The organism is Streptomyces sp. BoleA5 (assembly GCF_000373665.1).
GTDB lineage: Bacteria > Actinomycetota > Actinomycetes > Streptomycetales > Streptomycetaceae > Actinacidiphila.
The window spans coordinates 36,359-59,247 of sequence record NZ_KB892126.1; the positions used below are offsets into that span (position 1 = coordinate 36,359).

At 73.8% G+C, this 22,889-nt stretch carries 20 protein-coding genes; 8 read left to right on the forward strand and 12 right to left on the reverse strand.

The genetic code is table 11. The features are described from left to right. Positions 1-150: 150 nt before the first annotated feature. The 3 genes from B085_RS0131945 to B085_RS0131955 form a co-directional block, all read right to left on the reverse strand. Positions 151-759, reverse strand: coding sequence for a hypothetical protein (locus B085_RS0131945; RefSeq protein WP_018562683.1), 609 nt, complete (start codon positions 757-759; stop codon positions 151-153). 137 nt (positions 760-896) lie between these two features. Further along, positions 897-1,733, reverse strand: a complete 837-nt coding sequence (locus tag B085_RS0131950) for an MOSC domain-containing protein (protein WP_026251665.1) — start codon at positions 1,731-1,733, stop codon at positions 897-899. 60 nt (positions 1,734-1,793) lie between these two features. Next, entirely contained in the window at positions 1,794-2,303 is a 510-nt protein-coding gene (locus B085_RS0131955) for a DUF6643 family protein (protein WP_018562685.1), read from the reverse strand. 335 nt (positions 2,304-2,638) lie between these two features. Between B085_RS0131955 and B085_RS0131960 the strand changes: the two genes are divergently transcribed. Beyond that, the gene (locus B085_RS0131960) at positions 2,639-3,781 is read left to right on the forward strand and encodes a glycosyltransferase family 4 protein (RefSeq protein WP_018562686.1); all 1,143 of its coding nucleotides are present in this window, start codon (positions 2,639-2,641) and stop codon (positions 3,779-3,781) included. Here B085_RS0131960 and B085_RS0131965 read toward each other — a convergent pair. Beyond that, complete coding sequence (locus tag B085_RS0131965; RefSeq protein ID WP_051102224.1) at positions 3,745-4,965, reverse strand: glycosyltransferase; 1,221 nt, start codon at positions 4,963-4,965, stop codon at positions 3,745-3,747. The two genes, B085_RS0131960 and B085_RS0131965, sit on opposite strands and share 37 nt — an antisense overlap. Positions 4,966-5,021: 56 nt before the next feature. On the opposite strand from B085_RS0131965, the gene B085_RS0131970 reads away from it, so the two are divergent. After that, positions 5,022-5,813 (forward strand): glutamate racemase, encoded by a 792-nt coding sequence (locus tag B085_RS0131970; protein ID WP_018562688.1) that lies wholly within the window; start codon positions 5,022-5,024, stop codon positions 5,811-5,813. A 114-nt stretch (positions 5,814-5,927) separates the two neighbouring features. After that, on the forward strand, positions 5,928-6,455 hold the full coding sequence (locus tag B085_RS0131975) for a hypothetical protein (RefSeq protein ID WP_018562689.1): 528 nt from the start codon (positions 5,928-5,930) through the stop codon (positions 6,453-6,455). Positions 6,456-6,501: 46 nt separating this feature from the next. On the opposite strand, the gene yicI is transcribed toward B085_RS0131975, so the two are convergent. The 4 genes from yicI to B085_RS0131995 all read right to left on the reverse strand — a co-directional run bounded on the left by yicI (position 6,502) and on the right by B085_RS0131995 (position 12,596). Then, positions 6,502-8,841, reverse strand: coding sequence for an alpha-xylosidase (yicI, locus tag B085_RS0131980; RefSeq protein ID WP_018562690.1), 2,340 nt, complete (start codon positions 8,839-8,841; stop codon positions 6,502-6,504). Then, positions 8,838-10,235 carry a GH1 family beta-glucosidase gene (locus B085_RS0131985; RefSeq protein WP_018562691.1) on the reverse strand — a complete coding sequence of 466 codons (1,398 nt, stop codon included), beginning with the start codon at positions 10,233-10,235 and terminating at the stop codon, positions 8,838-8,840. Before B085_RS0131985 ends, yicI begins: the two co-directional genes overlap by 4 nt. Positions 10,236-10,341: 106 nt before the next feature. Continuing rightward, positions 10,342-11,379, reverse strand: a complete 1,038-nt coding sequence (locus tag B085_RS0131990; RefSeq protein WP_018562692.1) for a LacI family DNA-binding transcriptional regulator — start codon at positions 11,377-11,379, stop codon at positions 10,342-10,344. 146 nt (positions 11,380-11,525) lie between these two features. Beyond that, positions 11,526-12,596, reverse strand: a complete 1,071-nt coding sequence (locus B085_RS0131995) for an O-antigen ligase family protein (RefSeq protein WP_158689865.1) — start codon at positions 12,594-12,596, stop codon at positions 11,526-11,528. A 157-nt stretch (positions 12,597-12,753) separates the two neighbouring features. Between B085_RS0131995 and B085_RS0132000 the strand changes: the two genes are divergently transcribed. From B085_RS0132000 to B085_RS0132010, 3 genes are all read left to right on the forward strand, one after another. After that, positions 12,754-13,239 (forward strand): NUDIX hydrolase, encoded by a 486-nt coding sequence (locus B085_RS0132000; protein WP_018562694.1) that lies wholly within the window; start codon positions 12,754-12,756, stop codon positions 13,237-13,239. Positions 13,240-13,324: 85 nt separating this feature from the next. Continuing rightward, positions 13,325-14,149 carry a 3-hydroxybutyrate dehydrogenase gene (locus B085_RS0132005; RefSeq protein ID WP_026251668.1) on the forward strand — a complete coding sequence of 275 codons (825 nt, stop codon included), beginning with the start codon at positions 13,325-13,327 and terminating at the stop codon, positions 14,147-14,149. 66 nt (positions 14,150-14,215) lie between these two features. Next, the gene (locus B085_RS0132010) at positions 14,216-16,144 is read left to right on the forward strand and encodes a helix-turn-helix domain-containing protein (RefSeq protein ID WP_018562696.1); all 1,929 of its coding nucleotides are present in this window, start codon (positions 14,216-14,218) and stop codon (positions 16,142-16,144) included. Here the strand turns inward: B085_RS0132010 and B085_RS0132015 are convergent. Both B085_RS0132015 and B085_RS0132020 read right to left on the reverse strand, forming a co-directional pair. Then, positions 16,135-16,554: a VOC family protein gene (locus B085_RS0132015; protein WP_234018711.1), complete on the reverse strand. Its 420-nt coding sequence runs from the start codon at positions 16,552-16,554 to the stop codon at positions 16,135-16,137. The two genes, B085_RS0132010 and B085_RS0132015, sit on opposite strands and share 10 nt — an antisense overlap. A 75-nt stretch (positions 16,555-16,629) precedes the next feature. Beyond that, positions 16,630-18,006: an MFS transporter gene (locus B085_RS0132020; protein WP_018562698.1), complete on the reverse strand. Its 1,377-nt coding sequence runs from the start codon at positions 18,004-18,006 to the stop codon at positions 16,630-16,632. Positions 18,007-18,285: 279 nt separating this feature from the next. Between B085_RS0132020 and B085_RS0132025 the strand changes: the two genes are divergently transcribed. Further along, a complete protein-coding gene (locus tag B085_RS0132025) occupies positions 18,286-20,505 on the forward strand; it encodes an NADP-dependent isocitrate dehydrogenase (RefSeq protein ID WP_018562699.1) in 2,220 nt (739 codons plus the stop codon). A gap of 102 nt (positions 20,506-20,607) precedes the next feature. Here the strand turns inward: B085_RS0132025 and B085_RS0132030 are convergent, their stop codons facing one another. Next, a complete protein-coding gene (locus tag B085_RS0132030) occupies positions 20,608-21,333 on the reverse strand; it encodes an SRPBCC family protein (RefSeq protein WP_018562700.1) in 726 nt (241 codons plus the stop codon). Between the two features lie 132 nt (positions 21,334-21,465). Next, on the reverse strand, positions 21,466-22,131 hold the full coding sequence (locus tag B085_RS0132035; protein ID WP_018562701.1) for an ArsR/SmtB family transcription factor: 666 nt from the start codon (positions 22,129-22,131) through the stop codon (positions 21,466-21,468). Between the two features lie 300 nt (positions 22,132-22,431). Between B085_RS0132035 and B085_RS0132040 the strand changes: the two genes are divergently transcribed. Beyond that, the coding region (locus tag B085_RS0132040; RefSeq protein ID WP_026251670.1) for a nitrilase-related carbon-nitrogen hydrolase at positions 22,432-22,889 on the forward strand (458 nt) is incomplete at its 3' end.

Sequence of the window (22,889 nt, forward strand, 5' to 3'; positions counted from 1 at the left end):
TCCTCTTGCACTGCGCCGACCTGGGGGCCTCCACGGTAGCGCGCGCCGGGCGCGCGCCAGCACCCAGATGCTGATGGATCACCTGATGGATCCGGCCGGATGAGGCCGATTGCGGATGATCGCAGGCACCGGCGTGCGTACCCGGTGTGGTCAGCCGCCCGCTCCGGCCCGGCCCCAGCTCTGGCCGGCAGCGGCCCACTCGCGCTCCCACTCGGCGAGCCTGCGGCGCATCAACTGCCACATGAGCACCTGACGTCCCATCAACCCCAGCACGCCCGCGGCGAGGAAGGTGCCGATGCCGGCGAGCATCGCGTGCGTGGTGGCGGAGCGGGAGTCCAGGGGCGCGGGTGCGGGCACGGCACCGGACTTGTCGGTCCACATCGCCACGTGGTCGCCCTTGTCGTGGGCGGCGCCCACCCGTACCTGGGCGGTGTGCACGTGACCGTCCGGCGCGGTCCAGCGGACCAGGGCGTCACGGCGTTCCTCGCGGACGCGGCCGGACTCGGGATCGGGGTCGGCGGCCTCACGCGGTCCGGCCTTGAGCACCACGGCGGCGACCTGCGTGCGGTCCGCGTGCTGGACGCTGACGGTGTGCTGGAGGGAGTGGTCCACGGCCAGCCCGGCCGTCAGCCCCGCGGCCGGGGCACCCAGGACGATGGCGCAGCCCGCCGCGACTCCCGCGCAGGCCTCGAACACGTCGGAACGGCGGCGCAGGCTGTTCTTCCGCCAACGCCACCACCGCACGTGCGTGGCCGTCATCGGTCGTCGCACCCCCTGTCACCGTCCAAGTACCGCACATGGCACGGCACATGCGCGTCATGGACCGGGCGGGAGGGGGGCCGTCTCACGCCGGCACCCGTCGGGGGCCCGGACCGTGCCGCGGTCTCGGGACGCGTTCACTCCACTCGTGACAACGCGTCGCCCACCCGGAGTGTTCCGGGTCGTACGGGCACGAGATTCTGTCCGAAAACCAGTCTGCCCCCGAATCTGCGGTGGCGCGCGAGGGTGCGCAGCGGCTCCCGGCCGCGGACCGCCGTGTCCTGGTCCGTCGTCGTCACCACGCAACGCCCACACGGCTTCACCACGCGGAATTCGACTTCCCCGATGCGGATCCGGGTCCAGGTGTCCTCGGCCCAGGCGTCTGTCCCCGCGATCACGGCGTTGGGACGGAAGCGGTCCATCGGCAGCGGCCCCTCCCCGGGGTGGTCGCCCGCGGCGATCAGCGCGTTGAGGGCGGCCAGCGAGGCCTCGGTCGTCACGAGCAGGGGGAAGCCGTCGGCGAAGCTGACGGTCTCCCCGGGGCGTGCGTAGTCCGGGTCGATCGGGCGGCGGCGGCCGGGGTCGTCGAGGTGGACGAGGGCGACCTCCGTCCCCAGGTACCCGGTGAACCAGGCGGCGGCCGCCTCTCCCGCGGGCACGGCCTCCACCTTGTCGCCCCATAGGTGCACCGGGACCGTCGTGGACGGTTCCGGTACGTCGATGTCCAGCACCGGCATCCCCGGGGCGGTGAGCAGCAGCCCACCGCCGGGGGACGACTCCGCGCGCGCCAGGGCCAGCCGGGGCTGCTCGCGCTGCGTGACGCATCGTCCCGCAGCGTCGGCGAGCATCCACCGGCGGTCTCCGGCGAGCCCCCACGGCTCCACCGTTGCCTCGGACAACCGCTGTCCACCGAGTGACTTGACGGGGTGGACGTGCAGTGCGCTGAGGCGGGGTGTCGGCGTCGGAGTCGTCATTCCGCCATCGTGCCAGGCGGCGCGGTCACCCGTCGGCGGGGACCGGGCCGCCCGCGGGCATCAGCCCGAGTAGTAGCCCTGGCCGAGGTTGCGCCGCTGGTACGGCTGCTCGTCGTAGCCGGTGGGCGCCACGGGGCGCGGCGGCGCCGGACGCGGGGCCGCCGCGGGACGCACCTGCTCGTAGCCGGCCGGGCCCTGGTACTGCTGCGGGGCCTGCTGCGTCTGGTACCCGCCGTTGAAGGCCGCGGGCCGGGGCGCGGTGGCCTGCTGCGGGATGTAGGGCGCCGGTGCCTGCTGCAGCTGGGGCTGCTGGTAACCGGGCGCCGAGTAGCCGGAGTACGACGGCGTGCTCGGCGCGGAGGAGTGGTGGGAGGGACCGGCGGGCAGCGCGGGGAGCGCGGCCGGCAGGGCCGGGAGATTGCTGCCGGTGGTCTCGTACGCGGACGGGACGCGGATCGGCGCGATCTGGGGGGTGCCCCGCTCTGCGACCAGGCTGTCGTAGATCGGGGTGTCGGGGAAGAACGGCGACGTGTAGTAGCCACCGCCGTAAGAACCGCGGGGGGAGGTCATAGCCCATAAGTTAAGCCCACGATGTGCTGGTTGGGGAGACCGATTAGCAGGTCATTTCATGTGCAGTGAGTGACGGCTGAACCGTATTGCCATCGAATCGGAGTAAATCGGTCCGTGGCCGCCGTTCGGATCCCGTAAAGGCGCTGGGCCTGGGGCGTTACCGCTTGGCGCGCGGGAACGCGGGCGCGGGGAAGCACCCGCCGGGACGGTGCCGGAGGGTGACGGGACCGACACTCTCGCGCACCAACAGGTCACCCGCACGAAGGAGGAACGCGGCGTTTCCGTGACTCCGGCGAACTTCGTCCCGGGAGGCCCCGGATATGCCACAGTGAGCCATGCGCGTCGCCATGCTCTTCGGGCAGAACCGGCCGACACGGCCCGACGAATGGCACAAGGCCGCGGCGGCCGTCGCCGACGTCGTCGACGTGGTGGCCGTCCACGCGTTGACCCTGCCCGCGGTCCGCGGGCTCCCCTACGCCGGCCGCGATCCCGAGCGGCCGCACCATTACCAGGTCGCCGTCCCCCACGGCGGCGCCATGGCACGGCGGGTCACCGCGGGCCGCGTAGCGGGCGTGCTGCGCCACGAGGCGGCCGAGTGCGGCCGGTTCGACCTCCTCCACGGCCATCTGCCGGGTGCCCAGGAGCTGCTGCCCCGGCTCGCACGGTCCGCCGGGCTGCCGTACGTCCTCACCGAGGACGACCCGTCCCTGTTCGGCCACCCCACGCGCCCGCTTCCCGGACGGCCCGCGCGAAGGGGCCGTGCCCGCATCTACCGCGAGGCCGCCGCCGTCCTCGCGGTCAGCGACGCCGTGCTGCTGAGGCTCGGCGAACTCCGGCTCCCCGGCAGGCACCGCCTCGTCCCGCACCCCGTCGGCCCCGAGTTGCTCCCGCCCGTGCCCGCCCGGACCCGGATCAGCCAGGACCCCGTGCGGGTGGCGGCCGCCGGGCGCTTCGAGGCGTACGAGGGCTGGGAGGTGCTGGTCCACGCCTTCGCCGCCGCCAGGGTCAAGGACCCGCGGCTGCGGCTGGACGTCGTCGCCGAGGGGTCCGCCGAACTCCCCGCCGACATGCGCGAGCTGATACGCACGTGCGGAGTGGCCCACTTCGTCACGGTGCGCCGGGCCCGCGGCCGCGCCGAGGCGCTGCACACCGTCGCGCACGCCGACCTCTACCTCATGGCGAGCCATGTGGAGAGCTTCTGCGTGCGCGCGCTGGACGCGCTGTGCTGCGGCACCCCCGTCGTCGGGACCCGCACCGGCGCGCTGCCCGAACTCGTCGGGCACGACGGCGGGGTGCTCGTCGAACCGGGTGACGCGCCCGCCCTCGGCCGTGCGCTCGTGGAGGCCGCCGCCCGGCTGTCCGCGCGCCGGCCAACGGTCCTCGCCGACCGCACCCGGCGCCGCTACGGCACGGCGGCCGTCGGCGCCCGGCTCGCCGTCGTCTACGCCGAGGCGTCGTCGGGCCGCGGCCGCGCATAGGTGCGGCCCTTCCACGCGGCCCCGCGGCCCCGGCCGTGCTGCACCGCCGAGTCGACCGTCATCAGCAGATAGAGGACCGCCGTGAACGGCAGCAGCAGCGCCGGCCAGGTCGGCTGCCGGTAGTAGCGGAGCATCGGCAGGTAGGTGCCGCACATCAGGGCCCACGCCGCCGCGCCCGCCGCGCACAGCCACCGGTCGCCCGCGAGCGCCCCGCCGATCGCGGCCAGCGGCGGGACCACGTACACCAGCAGCAGGCCGAGCACCGTGCCGGCCAGGAGGACCGGGCTGTGCCGCAACTGCGCGTACGCGCTGCGCGACACCATCCGCCACAGCTCGGACAGGCCCGGGTAGGGGCGGACGCTGTCGACCTCGTCGGCCAGGCCCAGCCAGATCCGGCCGCCGGTCCGCTTGACGGCGCGGGCCAGCGCCACGTCGTCGATCACCGCGTGCCGGATCGCGTCGGGCACCCCCGCCCGCTCCACCGCCGAGCGGCGGATCAGCACGCATCCTCCGGCGGCCGCGGCGGTCCTGCCGCGCGGCCGGTTCACCCGGCGGAACGGGTACAGCTGGGCGAAGAAGTAGACGAAGGCCGGGACGATCAGCCGCTCCCAGGTGGTGGCGACCCGCAGCCGGGCCATCTGCGACACCATGTCCAGACCGGCGCCCTCAGCCGCGGCGACCAGGCGGCGCAACGAGTCCGGGCCGTGCGCGATGTCGGCGTCCGTCAGCAGCAGGAACCCCGGGCCGCCGGACGAGGTGGCCACCTCGATGCCGTGGCGCACCGCCCACAGCTTCCCCGTCCAGCCCTCCGGGACGGGCCCCGGCGAGACCACGCGCAGCGGCAGCCCGCCCGCCCGGTCCGCCAGCCCGCGCGCCAGCTCCCCGGTGCCGTCGCTGCTGCCGTCGTCCACCAGGAAGACCTCGGCGTGCCCCGGGTAGCGCTGCGCCAGGACGCTCGGCAGGCTCCCCGGCAGCACCTCCGCCTCGTCCCGCGCCGGGACGACCACCGCCACGTCCGGCCACTCCCGCGGCTCCGCCGCGACGGCCGGCAGACGTACGTCCGTCCGCCAGAACAGCCCCTGCGCCAGCAGCAGCCACACCCACGCCAGCAACGACACCACGGTCACCCACGTCAGCCACGTCACTCGGGCAGTCTGCCGCCGTGGCCCCGCCACGTGCGTCATTTCCCCGGTATGGCCGCAGAGCGGGCCGACGATCGCATCGCGTAAGGTTGTGCCCCGTGAAGATCGCGCTGATGGACTCCGGTATCGGCCTGCTCGCCGCGGCCGCCGCCATCCGCCGGCTGCGGCCCGACGCGGACCTGGTGCTCTCCTCCGACCCCGACGGCATGCCCTGGGGCCCGCGCACTCCCGAGGACGTCACCGCGCACGCCCTGGCCTGCGCCCTCGCCGCCGCCGAGCACCGTCCGCAGGCGCTGATCGTGGCCTGCAACACCGCCACCGTGCACGCGCTGCCCGCACTGCGCGCGGCCCTGGAACCCGCCGTCCCGGTCGTCGGCACCGTCCCGGCGATCAAGCCGGCCGCCGCCGGGGCCCGCAAGGTGGCGATCTGGGCGACCCCGGCGACCACCGGCAGCCCCTACCAGCGCGGACTGATCGAGGACTTCGGCAACGGCGCCGAGATCACCGAGGTGCCCTGCCCCGGCCTCGCCGACGCCGTCGACCGGGCCGACGAGGCCGCGACCGCCGCCGCCGTCGCCGCGGCGGCGGCGCTCACGCCCTCCGACGTCGAGGCGGTCGTCCTCGGCTGCACGCACTACGAGCTGGTCGCCGACCGTATCCGGGCCGCGCTGGCCGCCCCCGCGCTGCTGTACGGCTCGGCCGACGCCGTCGCCGCCCAGACGCTCCGCCGGATCGGCGCCGAGCCGCGGCCGGACGCGGCACCCACCGGAAGCCTCGCGGTGATCCTCAGCGGCCGGGCGGGCGCCGTCACGCCGGAGGCCCTGGCCTACGCCGAGGGCCGTTCCCTCGGCGCCGCCGCCGTCCTACCCGCGGCGGCCGAGGCGCGCTGACCCGTCCGGCGATCCCCGCCGTACGCCCCCAGGGCCCCGGCGCGCCCGGGCCATCTCGGCGTATCCCCCCGTGCAACGGTGCCAATACGCCGTGGGATGAGTAGGCTGCGCACTATGACGGACGCGCAGCGTGACGACGCGCGTACATCCCAGGTGTGGACAGGCCACGCGAGCAACCGCTTCCAGTGGCTCCTCGCGGCCGCGGGGGCGGCCTGCATGGCGCTCGGCATCGAGCTCGCCGTGACCGCGCCCTACACCTCGGGCACAGTGCCGCTGGTCATGTCGGTGGTGGGCTGCATCGCAGCGGGGCTGCTGGTGCTGTTCGGAACCCTCGCGTTCACGCATGTGCGCGTGAACGTGGACCGTGACGGGCTCCAGGTGCGCTGCGGCCACATCGGTGTGCCCCGCCGCCGGATCCGGTGGGAGGACATCAACGACGCCCACCTCGCCCCCCTGGTCAGCCCCCGCCACTGGGGCGGCTGGGGATACCGCTGGCGGCCCGAGCAGGGCACCGCGGTCGTCGTCCGCCGCGGGCCGGGTGTCGTGATCGACCTCGGCAACGGCCGGCACTTCACCGTCACGGTGGACGACGCCGAGGGCGCCGTCCAGGCCATCCGCAGCCGGCTGGGCCTGCTCCCCTAGCCCGGCAGCGGCGGGGAGCAGGCCCGGAGCGGCCGGTGCGCGGTCCTCACGACCAGCGCGCCGTCACCCTCCCGGTTCCCGCGGCGCACGTCAGGAGCACGCCCAGCCCCGTGCGCTCGGCCGACACGGCGCCCTCGACCCCGTCCGTGACGTCCGCGCCGACGAGCAGCACGCTCCACGGCGCGGCCGGCGGGCGCTCGCCCAGGGCCTCGACCGTGACCGTGTCACCCGTACGGCCCACGCGGAAGACGGCGGCCGTGGAGCCGTCCGGAGCCGGCACGGCGGTGACGGTCGCGGAGCCGTCGGCCGGGGCGTGCACCCGCAGGGTGACCCCGTCCGCCCAGTCGTACTCCGGGGCCTCCTCGAAGGCGCCGAAGGGCACCACCGAGCCGGGCCTGGCCAGCAGCGGGAGCGTGTCGAAGCCGTGCGTCTCGCGCCGCCAGCCCGGGCCCTCCACGCGCTCGCCGGTCAGCAGGTGCGTCCAGGTGCCGGCCGGGACGTAGTACTCGACCTCGCCGTCCGCGCTGAGGACCGGGGCGACCAGCACGTCGTCGCCGAGCATGTACTGCCGGTCGAGGTGGTGGCAGGCCGGGTCGTCGGGGAACTCCAGCACCATGGCCCGCATCATGGGCGTGCCCTCGTCACGGGCCTGCAGTGCCGCCCGGAACAGGTACGGCATGAGGCGGTTCTTCAGCCGGGTGAAGTCGCGGGTGACGGCGACCGCCTCCTCCCCGAACTCCCACGGCACGCGGTAGGACTTGCTGCCGTGCAGCCGGCTGTGCGAGGACAGCAGGCCGAACTGCACCCAGCGCTTGAACAGCGCCGGGTCCGGCGTGCCCTCGAAGCCGCCGATGTCGTGGCTCCAGAAGCCGAAGCCCGACAGTCCCAGCGACAGTCCGCCGCGCAGGCTGTCCGCCATCGCCGTGAACGTCGACTCACAGTCGCCGCCCCAGTGCACCGGGAACTGCTGTCCGCCCGCGGTCGCCGAGCGGGCGAAGAGCACCGCCTCGCCCTCGCCGCGCTCCTCACGCAGCAGGTCGAAGACGACCTGGTTGTAGAGCTGCGCGTAGTAGTTGTGCATCCGCTCCGGGTCGGAGCCGTCGTGCCACACCACGTCGACCGGGATGCGCTCGCCGAAGTCGGTCTTGAAGACGTCGACGCCCTGCCGCAGCAGCGCGCGCAGTTTCTCCGCGTACCAGGCGCGGGCGGCGGGGTTGGTGAAGTCGACCAGCGCCATCCCCGGCTGCCACAGGTCCCACTGCCACACGTCGCCGTTCGGCCGCATGACGAGGAAGCCCTCGCGCATGCCCTCCGCGAAGAGCGCCGACTTCTGCGCGATGTACGGGTTGATCCAGGCGGAGACGCGCAGCCCGCGCTCCTTGAGCCGGGCGAGCATGCCCTCGGGGTCGGGGAAGACCTCCGCGTCCCAGGTGAAGTCGCTCCACTGGTACTCGCGCATCCAGAAGCAGTCGAAGTGGAAGACGCTCAGCGGGATCCCGCGGTCCGCCATCCCCCGCACGAAGTGGCTGACGGTCGCCTCGTCGTAGGAGGTGGTGAAGGAGGTCGACAGCCACAGGCCGAACGACCAGGCCGGCGGCAGCGCGGGGCGGCCGGTGAGGGCCGTGTAGCGGGCCAGGATCTCCTTCGGGGTGGACCCGTGGACGACGAAGTACTCCAGCGACTGGTCCTCGACGCTGAACTGCACCTGGTCGACCACCTCGGAGCCGACCTCGTAAGAGACCCTGCCGGGGTGGTTGACGAAGACGCCGTAGCCGCGGTTGGTGAGGTGGAACGGGACGTTCTTGTACGCCTGCTCGCTGATCGTGCCGCCGTCCGCCTGCCAGATGTCCACGGTCTGGCCGTTCTTCACGAACGGGGTGAAGCGCTCGCCGAGCCCGTACACCGTCTCGCCGACGCCGAGCGAGAGCTGGGCGACCATGTAGTGCCGGTCGTCCGCGTCGGTGGCGAAGCCCGTGCCGCGGGCGCCGGCCGAGGTGAGGGTGCGGCCGCCCGCCGTGAAGTCCAGCCTCCACGGGGCAGAGGTGTCGACGCGCAGCGTCAGTCCGCCCGAGGCCAGTTCGAGCACCGAGCCGTCGCGGGAGGTCTTCCCGGCGCCGCCCTCCGCGGCGCCCGGCAGGCCGAACTCCGGGCCGCGGCGGGCCTTCCCCGCGTGGTGGGTGGTGCGCACCCCGATCACGCCCTCGGCGGGGGACCAGCACTCCACCGTCAGCAGCGGGCTGTTGAGCGTGTCGCCGCGCCGGTGCACCGGTTTCACCGGGGCGTGCAGGACGATCCGGTCGTTTGCGACCGAGGCGTCGGCGACGGAGGTCGCGTACTTCGCCGTGACGCCCGGGCGCATCATCCAGAAGCCGTCGGTGAACTTCACGACTGCTCCTGCCGTCCCGCCCGGTGGGCGCCGATCAGGTCGCGGTACCAGCCGTAGCTGGCCTTGGGCGTGCGCTTGGCGCCGTTGTCGTAGTCGACGTGCACGATGCCGAAGCGCTGGCCGTAGCCCCGGGCCCACTCGAAGTTGTCCAGCAGCGACCAGACGTAGTAGCCGCGCACGTCCATGCCCGCGTCCATCGCGGCGAGGAGCGCGTGGAGGTGGTCGCGCAGGTAGGCCACGCGGTCGGCGTCGTCGACGCGGCCGTCGGCGGAGACGACGTCGGCCTCGGCCGAGCCGTTCTCCGTGATGAAGGCGGGCGGCAGCGAGGGGTAGCGCTCCTTGAGCTCCAGCAGCAGCGCCGTGAAGGACTCCGGGACGACGGGCCAGCCCATGGTGGTGTGGCGCGTCCCGTACGGGTCGGTCTCGCGCACGCCGATGTCGACGGCGGTACGGCGGGCCGGGTCGGGCTCGCGGTGCGAGGCGTCGACGACGGTGAGGGGGCGGTAGAAGTTGAGGCCCACGAAGTCCAGCGGCGCCCCGATGACCTCCAGGTCGCCCTCTCGGCGGTACGAGCCGTCGGCGAGCGCGCCCCACGTCTCGGCCTCGCCCGCGGGGTAGCGGCCGGCGAACAGCGGTTCGGTCCACGTGTCGTTGTGCAGCGTCTCGGCCCGGCGCAGCGCGGCCAGGTCCGCGGGGGAGTCGCTCGCGGCCTCGATGCGGTCGAGGTTGAGGGTGATGCCGACCTCGCGGGCGCCCGCCTCGCGCAGGGCGCGCACGGCCAGGCCGTGGCCGAGCAGCAGGTGGTGGGCGGCGGCCAGCGCGCCGGTGCCCTCCTGGGCGCCGGGGGCGTGCCGGCCCTCGGCGTAGCCGACGAAGGCCGAGCAGTAGGGCTCGTTGAGGGTGATCCAGCGCTCCACGCGGTCCCCGAGCCGCTCGGCCACGGCGGCCGTGTACTCGGCGAAGGCCTCGGCCGTCGCGCGGTTGCGCCAGCCGCCCTCGTCCTCCAGGGCCTGCGGGAGGTCCCAGTGGTAGAGCGTCACGGCGGGGGCGATTCCCACGGCGAGAAGGTCGTCGGTGAGGCGGTCGTAGAAGTCCAGGCCCTTGCCGTTGACGGCGCCGCGGCCCTGCGGGACGACACGCGGCCAGGAGACGGAGAAGCGGTAGGAGTCGACGCCCAGGTCGGAGAGGAGACGTACGTCCTCGGCGTGACGGTGGTAGTGGTCGCAGGCCACGTCACCGGTGGCGCCCTCGGCGGTGCGGCCCGGGGTGTGGCTGAAGGTGTCCCAGATGGACGGCCCGCGGCCGTCCTCGTCGTGGGCGCCCTCGATCTGGTAGGCGGCGGTGGCGGCACCGAAGCGGAAACCGGGCGGGAAGACCGGGAAATCGGTGGACATGGGGGTGTGCTCCCTGGGCTCGGGTGGATCGCGGTCGGTCGAACGGAGAACGGAGAACGAAGAGCGGCGGATGGAGAACGGCGGACGCGGGCGGACGGCGCCGGGTTCAGGCGTTCGCCCCGCGTGGGCCGGGCGGGGCGAGCCGCGGACCCGGTACGAACGCCGGGGGGATCAGCAGGTGCCCGGGCGGGGTGGGGGACGTGCCCTGCGCGCGGGCGGCGATGGCCTCCACGGCGAGCCGTGTCACCGCGGCGGACATCTCCGGGACCGGCAGTTCGATGCGCGGCAGGTCCTGACCCCCCAGGTCGTCGGGGAGGTTGCCGACCGCCACGACCGCCAGGTCCTCGGGCACCCGCAGTCCCTCCGCGGCAACGGCGGCGAGGATGTGCGGGAGCGCGGCGACGTGCTGCACGACCAGCGCGGTGGGCGGGCGCTCCCCGTGCAGCAGCGTGCCGATGCGCCGCGCCAGCCGCGCCATGTCCCCGGTCGACTGGTGCAGGCGCACGTCGGCGCCGGTCTCCGGCGCCGTACGGCGGGCACCGGCAAGGCCCCGGATCGCGTAGCCGCGCCGCGCCTGGATCTCGCGCTCGGTGGTGGCCAGGTACGCGATGTCCCGGTGCCCGGCGGCGACGAGTTCACGGACGGCGAGGGTGGCGGCCGCCTCCCAGTCCAGGTCCGTCCACGGCAGCGCGGCGTCGTCGGCGGACCGTCCCAGCAGCGCGGCGGGAAAGCCGAGTTCGAGCATGGCGGCGATGCGCGGGTCGTCCATCTCGACGGCCATCAGGATCGCGGCGTCCGCCTGGGCGCTGCGTGCGATGCGGCGCAGCCCCGGCACACCCTCCTGCGCGGTCATGAGCAGGACGTCGTACCCGTGGGCGCGGGCCGCGTCGCTGATCTCGATCGCGAAGCGCCCGTCGACCGCCCGGTAGCCGCCCGCGACGCGGGGGAGCGCGAGCGCCAGCACGTTGGTGCGTGTGCTGCGCAGGGTGCGGGCGCTTGCGCGCGGGTGGTAGCCGAGCTCGTCGATCGCCTGCTGCACGGTGCGGCGGGTGTCCTCGGAGATCTTGCGAGAGCCGCTCAAGACGTAGGACACGGTGCTGGGCGCGACCCCGGCGCGCCGGGCGACGTCCTTGATGGTGGTCATGCGGCTCCTTCGCGGCCCCTGTACCGGTACGAGTGGTGAATCGATTCGTCGAATCGATTCACCACTCCGGTGCACGATGCTACGACGGCCCCCCGGGGTGAGGCAATGAGCCCTGCCGCCCGTGGGGCGGCGGAGCACGCCTGAACTCAAGGGCGGTCCACGCCGTGGTCCGGGGCGGCGCTGAGCGGGCGGGAGGTGGCGAGCCCGGCGAGGAGACCGGCGCCGGCGGTGACGACGGGGTAGCCGAGGACGTGGTCGACGGCCGACTGCATGGCGAGGCCGGTCAGCGCGGCCGCGGCGGTCAGGACCACCGGGGCCGGGCGCGGGGAGCGCTGGAGGGCCCAGAGCAGCCAGACGCAGGAGGCGCCGAGCAGGGCGACGCCCGGCACGCCCTGCTCCGCGGCCAGTTGCAGGGGCGCCGACCGCGGGGTGCCTGCGCCGGCCGCCGACGGCGCCGTTCCCGCGCCCGCCTCGGCGAAGCGGCCCGGGCCGATCCCGCGTACGGGATGTTCCCGGGCGGTCTCCAGTGCGTCGTGCCACAGCCGGACCCGGGCCGGGGTGAGCTGCCCCGACAGCGAGGCCGACAGGCCGGGCGGCAGGGCGTCGACGGCGACCGCGCACGTGCCGCCGACCGCCACGACGAGGGCCAGGGCCAGGCCGGCGAGACCGAGCGCGCGGCGCATGCGGTCGGCGGCGAGGGAGCACAGGACCACCCCGAGGCACGCGGCGAAGCCCGCCGCGGAGCCGACGGCGAGCGCGAACCCGGCCGCGGCGGCACCGAGCAGGCGCAGGCCCACCCGGAGCGGGCGTGACCGAGCCGACCAGGCGGCGCAGCAGGCGGCGCCGGTGGCGAGCACCATCAGCGCGGCGTCGGCGTTGGCGTACCCGAGCGGCGGGGTGTCCGGGCCGCCGGACAGCCGTCCGGGCGGGGCGACCACCAGGAGGACCGCCGTGAGGGCGGCCACGGCGGGGACGGCAACCGGCCGCAGGGCGCCGCCGATGCGACCCGCCGCGTATCCGGCCGCGACCGCGAGGATGGCCAGGAGCACCCCTTCCGGGCGGGCCGGGCGGCCCGCCGCGGCGATCAGCGACCACACCGCGCAGCCGGCGAGGACCAGCGCGCCGACGGCGTCCGTCCATCCGGAGCGCGGGCGTTCCGTCAGGCCGCCCACGGCACTCCCCGCGTTCGGCCGCGCGCCACCGGTTCGCGTGTCCATCACCCGCACCCCCCTGACCCCCGGGGAACCCCCGACCCCGGGGGTCACCGTAACCGCTGGGGCCTTCGGATGTGGAGGTCCTGTGCCCGAACGGCAAGTGCCGCGACCGCGGGCGCGGTCCACGGGAGGGCGCGGCCGAGGACGTAGGCTCGGCGTCGTGCCGATTCCCGAATTCCTTCGCGAGCTGCGGGCCCTCGTCGGCCACCGGCAGCTGCTCCTGCCCGGTGTCACGGCGGTCGTCCTCGACGACGACGGCCGCGTCCTGCTGAACCGGCGTGCGGACAACGGCCGTTGGTCCCTCATCGGCGGTATCGCGGAACCCGGCGAGCAACCCGCCGCGACCGCCGTCCGCGAGGTGCTGGAGGAGACCGGGGTGCGGGCGGTCGCGGAGCGTGTCGTCCTCGTCCAGACGATCGACCCGGTCCTCTACCCGAACGGGGATCGCTGCCAGTACGTGGACATCACCTTCCTCTGCCGGGCCGTCGGCGGGCAGGCCCGGGTCGCGGACGACGAGTCGCTTGAGGTCGGCTGGTTCGACGTGGACGGCCTGCCCGACCTCGACAACCACGGGCGGCTGCGGCTCAAGCACGCGCTGTCCGACGGCCCCACCTGGTTCGAGCCCGCCGGACCGCCACCGGAGTGAGTGTGCGCGGCCCCCACGGGCGGTGCGGCGAGTGTGGGCGGCGCACACATCGGTCGGGGCCCGCGTGCTGCCTAGCCTGCAGTGCATGACGCTCACGCCCCCCGCGCCCCGTCCCGCAGCCGATTCCGTCCCGCCGTCCGTAGTGCCGGACCTGGACGGACGCACCGCGCTCGTCACCGGTGCCGCCGGCGGCATCGGCCGCGCGTGCGTCCTGCGTCTGGCCGCCGCAGGCGCCAAGGTGCGGGCCGCGGACCGGGACGCCGAAGGCCTGGCCGAGCTCGCGGAACAGGCGGCGGCGGGCGGCCGCCCCGGGGCCGTGGAGACCCTGACCCTGGACCTGACCGACCTCGACGCCGCCGAGCAGGCCGCCGAGGGCACCGACATCCTGGTCAACAACGCCGGGCTGCAGCTCGTTCGCCCCATCGAGGACTTCCCGCCCGAGGTCTTCGCCACCGTGCTGCGGGTGATGCTGGAGGCCCCCTTCCGGCTGATCCGCGGGGCGCTGCCGCACATGTACGGGCAGGGCTGGGGCCGGATCGTGAACATCTCCTCCGTCCACGGACTGCGGGCCTCGGCCTACAAGAGCGCCTACGTCTCCGCCAAGCACGGGCTCGAGGGGCTCTCCAAGACCGCCGCCCTGGAAGGCGCCGCGCGGGGCGTCACCTCGAACTGCATCAGCCCCGCCTATGTGCGCACCCCGCTCGTCGAGCGCCAGATCGCCGACCAGGCGGCGGCACACGGCATCGAGCCGGAGCGGGTCGTCACCGAGATCATGCTCGCCGACTCCGCCGTGAAGCGGCTGGTGGAGCCGGAGGAGGTCGCCGAACTCACCGCCTACCTCTGCTCGCCGCAGGCGTCCTTCATCACCGGTGCCTCGCTCAGCATGGACGGTGGATGGACGGCGCACTGATCTGCCGGTATCCCTGACAACGTGTCGCACGACCCACACGAAGCCCCCGACGACCACGGCGGAACCATGGCCCCCCACAGCCCTTCCGACGCGCCCTTCCTGCGGCTGCTCGCCCGCGGGGCACCGGCAGAGGAGTACGAGCGGCCGGTCCTCGCGGCCCGGGCGGAGGGCGCGGCGTCCGCCGTGCTCGCGGAGATGGAGCAGGCCAAGCTGCTGGCCCTGCGCGTGCGGGCGGAGCTGGAGGACCGGCGGCGGCGCGAGGCCGAGCTGTCGGCACTCTTCGAGACGGCCGGCGACCTCGCGGGGCTGCGCGACCTGGACTCGGTGCTGCAGGCCATCGTGCAGCGGGCCAGATCGCTGCTCGGCACGGACGTCGCCTATCTCAGCCTGATCGACCGCAAGGCCGGGGACACCTACATGCGGGTCACCGAGGGGTCGGTCTCCGCCGAGTTCCAGCGGGTGCGGCTCGGCATGGGCGAGGGGCTCGGCGGCCTGGTCGCCCAGACCGCCCTGCCCTACGTCACCGAGTCCTACTTCGACGACGAGCGCTTCCGGCACACCCACCCGATCGACTCGGCCGTCCACGACGAGGGCCTGGTGGCGATCCTCGGCGTGCCCCTCGTCCTGGGCACCGGAGTCATCGGTGTGCTGTACGCCGCGGACCGCCGGGCCCGGGTCTTCGAACGCGGCCAGATCGCCCTGCTCGCCTCCCTCGCCTCGCTCGCAGCCGTCGCCATCGACACCGCGAACCTGCTGGACGAGACGCGCTCCGCGCTCGCCGACCTCGGCACCGCCAACGAGACCATCCGCAACCACAGCGCCGTGCTCGAACGGGCCTCCGAGGTGCACGACCGGCTCACCGAGCTCGTCCTGCGCGGCGGCGGCGTGGACGACGTCGCGGACGCCGTCGCCGAGGTGCTCTCCGGGACGGTGCGGGTCGTCGGCACCGAGCGCGACCCCGTCCCCGACGCGCTCGCCGACGCCGTCGCCCGCTCCCGGAAGGACGGCCACGCCGTTCGGCAGGGCGAGACCTGGACGGCCGCCGTCACCGCGGGCGGCGAACTGCTGGGCGCCCTCGTGCTGCACGGCCACCCCGGGCTCGACCCCGTCGACCAGCGCACCCTGGAGCGGGCCGCGATGGTGACGTCCCTGCTGCTGCTCGCCCGGCGCACCGCCGCCGAGGCCGAGCAGCGCTTCCGCGGCGAACTCCTGGACGACCTGCTCGACGCCCCCCACCGCGACCCGGGACTGCTGCGCGAACGCGCGGGCAGGCTCCGCGCCGACCTCGACGCCCCGCACATCGTGCTCGCCGCCCGCGTCGACGAGGAGCACGCCGGGGCCGCCGCCGACCGGCAGCGGCTCTGGTCGGCCGCCTCCCACCTCGCCGCCACACGGAGGGGCCTGGCCGCGGCGCGCGACGGCGGCACGGTGCTGATGCTCCCGCTGGAGCCGGGCTCCGACGCCTCCGCCACCGCCCGCCGCATCGCCCAGCAGCTGGGCACGGCGGTCCAGGCGGCCGTCACCGTGGGGGCCTCGGGCCCCGTCCGCACGCCGGCCGGCGCTCCCGGCGCCGTCGCCCTGGCCTACGCGGAGGCGCAGCGCTGCGGTGACACGCTGCGCGCCCTCGGCCGGGCCGGGGAGGGCGCCGCGGGCGACGACTTCGGCTTCCTCGGCCTGCTGCTGACCGGGTCGCGCGACGTCGACGGCTTTGTGCATCGCACGATCGGCGCCGTCGCCGACTACGACGGACGCCGGGGCACCGATCTCGTGCGCACCCTGGACGCCTACTTCGCCAGCGGCATGAGCCCGGTGCGCACCAAGGACGCCCTCCACGTGCACGTCAACACCGTCGCGCAGCGCCTGGAGCGCGTCTCCCACCTGCTCGGCGCCGACTGGCAGTCCCCGGAGCGCGCACTGGAGATCCAGCTCGCGCTGCGCCTGCACCGGCTCGCGGCCGGGCGGCCGGACCCGCCAGGCCCCGCGGATCAGGACTGATCCGCGCCCGCGACCAGCTCCACCTCGAACCCGTCGCCGTTCTCCAGATAGGCGGCGTAGTGCTCCTCGCCGCCGGCGTGGGGGTGCAGCTCGGGGAACATCAACGTCCAGCCGTGCAGCCGCGAGCGCGTCACCAGCGCGTCCAGCTCCGCGCGGCCCGCCACGTGGAAGGCGAGGTGGTTCAGCCCCGCCCTGCGGCGCTCGTGCCGCCCCGCGACGAGATCCGGCGACCGCTCGACGACGATATAGGTCGCCCCCAGCCGCCAGCTGCGGCCCGCCTCCCACCGCTGGTACGGGACGTAGCCGAGCTCGCCCAGCAGCCAGCCCCACTCGGCGTCCGCGCGCTCCGGATCCGCGACCCACAGCTCCACATGGTGCAGCACCCCCGTCACCACTCTCCCGTCACCCACGGTCACGACAGTAGACCCCGCCACCGACAGCGACGGGGTCCACGCATCGAGGGTGCGGTCGGCGGCCGCCCCGGGTCAGCCCGCCCGGCCGGACCGGACCAGCGGGGCGTCCTGCGCCGTCCCGCCGTCGAGGGAGTCGAGGTCCCGGCCGCGCGTCTCCTTGGCCACCCCGACCGCGACCAGCGTCAGCAGGGCGGCGGCGATGACGTACAGCGAGATCGGCACCGAGCTGTCGTAGGCCGTGAGCAGCGCGGTCGCGATGAGCGGCGCCGGGGCGCCCGCGGCCACGGAGGCGAACTGGGCGCCGATCGAGGCGCCGGAGTACCGCATGCGGGTCGCGAACATCTCCGAGAAGAAGGCCGCCTGCGGCGCGTACATCGCGCCGTGCAGCACCAGACCGCCCGTGACGGCCAGCAGCAGCGCGGGGAAGCTCCTCGTGTCGATCAGTGCGAAGAAGGGGAAGGCCCACAGTCCCACGCCCGCCGCACCCAGCAGATACACCGGCCTGCGCCCTACGCGGTCGGAGAGCGCGCCCCAGGCCGGGATCACGGCGAAGTGCACCGCGGAGGCGATGAGCACGGCGTTGAGCGCGGTCTGCTTGCCCAGGGCCGCGTGCTCGACGGAGTAGACGAGCACGAAGGCGGTGATGACGTAGTAGCTGATGTTCTCCGCCATGCGGGCGCCCATCGCCACCAGGACGTCCCGCCAGTGGTCACGGAGCACCGACACCAGCGGCAGCCGCTCGATCGCGGACTCCTCGGCCTTGCGCGCCTCCGCCTTGGCCAGCGCCGCCTTGAACACGGGCGACTCGTCGACCGACAGCCGGATCCACAGCCCCACCATCACGAGGACGCCCGAGAGCAGGAACGGGATGCGCCAGCCCCACGAGGTGAACGCGTCGTCCGAGAGCAGCGCGGTCAGCGCGGACAGCACGCCGGTGGCGAGCAGCTGGCCGGCCGGCGCGCCCGTCTGCGGCCACGACGCCCAGAAGCCACGACGGTTCGCGTCGCCGTGCTCCGACACCAGCAGCACCGCGCCGCCCCACTCGCCGCCGAGTGCGAAGCCCTGCACCAGCCGGAGCATGGTGAGCAGCACCGGGGCGGCGACGCCGATCGTGCCGAACGTCGGCAGCAGGCCGATGCAGAAGGTCGCCCCGCCCATGAGCAGCAGGCTCAGCACGAGCAGCCGCTTGCGGCCGAGGCGGTCCCCGTAGTGGCCGAAGACGAGGGCGCCGACCGGGCGGGCGGCGAAGCCGACCGCGTAGGTGAGGAACGACAGCAGGGTGCCGACCAGGGGTTCCTCATTGGGGAAGAACAGCTTGTTGAAGACCAGCGCGGCGGCGGAGCCGTAGAGGAAGAAGTCGTACCACTCGATGGTGGTGCCGATGAGGCTCGCCGCGACGATTCTGCGGAGCGAGCCGGGTGCGGTGGGCGCGGGTGCCGGGGTTGCCATGGTCACCACTTCCGGGCGGGGGACGGGGACGTTTCCGATGTCGCCACACCGTAGAAACGGCCACGTCACGCTCCCATGTGGTGGAACACCACAGTTGCGCCCCCAAGTATCCGGGCGGGCCCCATGAGCGCGGCCCGCAGGGTCCCCGGCGGCTCCGGCCCGGCCCCGGGGACGGTGCCGTGGGCGGTGCCCGCCCGCCGGGAGGGTCCATTCGAGTGGTCGCCGCTCACGAGATATCTTGATGTCGAGCAATGTTGCAGACGTGGAGCGGAGCACCCGGTGACTGACTCGACCATCATCTATACGCACACCGACGAGGCGCCGGCGCTGGCGACGTACTCGTTCCTGCCCGTGATCCAGGCGTACGCGTCCACGGCCGGAGTCGCCGTGGAGACCCGTGACATCTCCCTGGCCGGGCGCATCATCGCCAGCTTCCCCGAGTATCTGGAGGAGGGCCAGCGCATCGCCGACGCCCTCGCCGAGCTCGGCGAGCTCGCCAGGACCCCGGCCGCGAACATCATCAAGCTGCCGAACGTCTCGGCCTCGATCCCGCAGCTGAAGGCCGCGATCGCCGAGCTGCAGGCGCAGGGCTACGCGCTGCCGGACTACCCGGACGACGCCAAGTCCGACGAGGACAAGGACGTGCGCGCCCGCTACGACAAGATCAAGGGCAGCGCCGTCAACCCCGTCCTGCGCGAGGGCAACTCCGACCGCCGCGCCCCCGCGTCGGTGAAGAACTACGCCAAGGCGCACCCGCACCGCATGGGCGCGTGGTCGGCCGACTCCAAGACGAACGTCGCGCACATGACCGCCGACGACTTCCGTTCCACCGAGAAATCCGCCGTCATCGCCGAGGACGGCGTCCTGCGCATCGAGCTGGTCGGTGACGACGGCACGACCACCGTGCTGCGCGAGTCCGTGCCGGTGCTCGCGGGCGAGGTCGTGGACGCCTCCGTCATGCGCGTCGCCGTGCTGCGCGAGTTCCTCGGCGAGCAGGTCGCGCGCGCCAAGGCCGAGGACGTCCTGTTCTCGGTCCACCTGAAGGCCACGATGATGAAGGTCTCCGACCCGATCATCTTCGGCCACGTGGTCCGCGCCTTCTTCCCCAAGACCTTCGCCCGGTACGGCGAGGCCTTCGCGGCGGCCGGCCTCACCCCCAACGACGGCCTCGGCGGCATCCTCAAGGGCGTCGAGTCCCTGGCCGACGGCGCGGCGATCAAGGCCTCCTTCGAGGCCGAGCTGGCCGAGGGCCCGGCCCTGGCCATGGTCGACTCCGACCGCGGCATCACCAACCTGCACGTCCCGAGCGACGTCATCGTCGACGCCTCCATGCCGGCCATGATCCGCACCTCCGGCCACATGTGGGGCCCGGACGGCCAGGAGGCCGACACCCTCGCGGTGCTCCCGGACAGCAGCTACGCCGGCATCTACCAGGCCGTCATCGAGGACTGCCGTGCGCACGGCGCCTTCGACCCGGCCACGATGGGCTCGGTGCCCAACGTCGGCCTCATGGCGCAGAAGGCCGAGGAGTACGGCAGCCACGACAAGACCTTCGAGATCCAGCACACCGGCACCGTCCGCCTGGTCGACCAGGCCGGGAACGTCGTCCTGGAGCAGGCCGTCTCCACGGGCGACATCTTCCGCGCCTGCCAGACCAAGGACGCGCCGATCAAGGACTGGGTCAAGCTCGCCGTCACCCGCGCCCGCGCGACCGGCGACCCGGCGGTGTTCTGGCTGGACGAGACCCGCGCCCACGACGCGAACCTGATCGCCAAGGTCAAGCAGTACCTCCCGGAGCACGACACCGAGGGCCTGCAGATCGAGATCAAGTCCCCGGTCGAGGCCACCGAGTTCTCCCTCGAGCGCATCCGCCGCGGCGAGAACACGATCTCCGTCACCGGCAACGTGCTGCGCGACTACCTGACCGACCTGTTCCCGATCCTGGAGCTGGGCACCAGCGCCAAGATGCTCTCGGTCGTGCCGCTGATGAACGGCGGCGGCCTCTTCGAGACCGGCGCCGGCGGCTCCGCGCCCAAGCACGTGCAGCAGCTGGTCAAGGAGAACTACCTGCGCTGGGACAGCCTCGGCGAGTTCCTCGCGCTCGCGGTCAGCTTCGAGCACCTGGCGACCACGACGGGCAACGCCCGCGCCCAGGTCCTGGCCGACACCCTCGACCGCGCCACGGGCACCTTCCTCAACGAGGACAAGTCGCCCAGCCGCAAGCTCGGCGGCATCGACAACCGCGGCAGTCACTTCTACCTGGCGATGTACTGGGCCCAGGAGCTGGCCGGGCAGACGGACGACGCGGAGCTGGCCAAGGCGTTCGGCCCGCTCGCCCAGACGCTGACCGACAAGGAGCAGGTGATCGTCGACGAGCTGATCGCCGTGCAGGGCTCCCCGGCCGAGATCGGCGGCTACTACCAGCCGGACCCGGCCAAGGCCGCGGCCGTCATGCGTCCGTCCGCGACCTTCAACGAGGCGCTGGCGACCCTCGCCTGACGCGACGGGCGGCACGCCCGTAACACCGCACGACGCGAACCGCCCCGGCTGGTGATCCAGCCGGGGCGGTCCCGTGTCGACGGGGCGCGGTGGGGCGCGCGCTTACGCGAAGACGCCGTCCAGCCAGGTCTGCCAGCGCTCCCCGGTCCGCCGGCCGTCGGCGCCGGGTGCGAAGTCGTGCACGCTGACGCCGACCGGCGCGCCGAAGTGGTTGCGGCCGAAGACCCGGTACATCGCCCCGCCGGTCCGCAGGCCGACGAAGTAGCGGTCGCGGTAGTCGACCACGGCCTCCGCCGGCCCGGTGCCGGGCAGTTCGACACGCACGGTGGCACCCTCGGCGGCGTCGTCCGGCACCCCGAGGGCGCGGGCGACGACCTCGAGGGCGTCCGGCGCGGTCGACGCGGCGGGACCGTTCACGGTGGCGAAGGCGGCGGGGCGCCCGGTGAAGTGGGTCAGGTACTGGCGCAGGGTGTGCAGGTAGAAGTCGGTGTGCTTGCTCGCGCCGTCGTACTGGTTGTCCCAGTCGTCGACGAAGACGCCGCTGTGCACGTAGCGCACCCAGGCACCGCCGCCCTCGCGCTCCTCGATGACGTGCTCGACCTGGTTGAAGGTCTGGTTCCCGGCGGTGATTCCCTCCGCTCGGGCGATCAGGTGGTGCGGCGGGTCCCAGGCGGTGAGGGTGCCGCCGAAGGACGCGGCGCCGCCCTTGCGCGGCTCGAACTCCTGGGGCCACAGCCAGCCTGCCGAGCCGGTGGTGACGGCCTCCCAGACCTCCTCCGGGCCGGCCTCGGTCTCGAACTCGCGGACGATCTCGAATTCCTTGGACATGGTGCTGCTCGCTTCTCGTGGGACGGGGCCGGGTGCCCGGACGGCGTGGTGGGTGGGGGGTGGAGGGCGGGGTCGTGTTCGGCGGTGCCGGGCCGGACGCGGCGGGTCACGGGCCGTCCATGGGGATTCCGCTCACGGGGACTCCTCGACGGCGGCCGGCGCCTGTCCCGCGACGGCCGCCGGGGACTGCGCGGGGGGCCCGGACACGGGACCGGGTTCCTTCACGGTGGGGTGGAGCGCGACCACGATGCGGTGCTCGCGACCGCCCTCGCCGTCCGCGTCGTGGTACTTGGCGACCAGCGCGCTCACCCCGCGGGTCAGCTCCTCCACGAACGCGGCCCGGTCGGCGGCGGAGGCGAAGCGCACCTCGCCGTCGAGGGCGTAGGTCGCGAGCCGCTTGCGGGCCCTGGCCGCGCCGGTGATCAGAGTGCCGACGTCGCGGACGAGGCGGGCGGCGACGGCCAGCAGCCAGCGCGCGGACAACTGGTCGCGGAAGCGCCCCGGGTCCGGCTGGACGGCGGCCAGCGCGAGTGGGGAGATCACGTACGAGGCCGCGGTGGCCCGCATCAGCCGTTCGGTGACGTTGCCCTTGCGGCGCTCGCCGGCCAGCTCCACCAGGCCGTGCGCCTCCAGCGTCCGCAGGTGGTAGTTCACCTTCTGCCGGGGCAGGCCGACCCGGGCGGCGAGCATGGCCGCCGACGCGGGCCCCTGCGCCAGTTCGGCGAGGAGGCGGGCCCGTACCGGGTCCAGGGTGGCGGCGGCGGCCGCCGAGTCCTCGATCACGCTCACGTCCAACATGGCTCCACCATCCCACCGACAAATTATTTTGTCCAGCCCGTATTTCTTGTCGGTGGCTCGGGGACACCGGCCGGTAACGCCCGCGCCGGGGACGAAACGCCGATTTCACCTGCCGCGCGACCGCCCCTGACACAGCTGTGGGCGGCGTCCGCGCAGGTGACGCGGCGGAACGCCGGGGGCCCCAGCGCGTTACACCGTGGTACTGCACCCCGCTCGGCGCGGCTCCTAATGTCAGCCGTAAAGCGGCCCGGAGTTCGCCTCCGCGGCCCGCTCATTGCCGCGACGTCGGAGGGAAGACCGATGAGCCGAGTAGTGCGCGCCGCGCTCGTCCAGACGAAGTGGACCGGCGACAAGGAGTCGATGACCGACCTGCACGAGCGGTACGCGCGTGAGGCCGCGGCCCAGGGGGCGCAGGTCATCGGCTTCCAGGAGGTGTTCAACGCCCCGTACTTCTGCCAGGTGCAGGAACCCGAGCACTACCGCTGGGCGGAACCGGTGCCGGACGGCCCGACGATCGTGCGGATGCAGGCGCTCGCCAAGGAGCTCCGCATGGTGATGGTCGTCCCGGTCTACGAGATCGAGCAGTCGGGCTTCTACTACAACACCGCCGCCGTCATCGACGCCGACGGCAGCTATCTCGGCAAGTACCGCAAGCACCACATCCCGCAGGTCAAGGGCTTCTGGGAGAAGTACTACTTCAAGCCCGGCAACCTGGGCTGGCCGGTGTTCGACACGGCCGTCGGCAAGGTCGGCGTGTA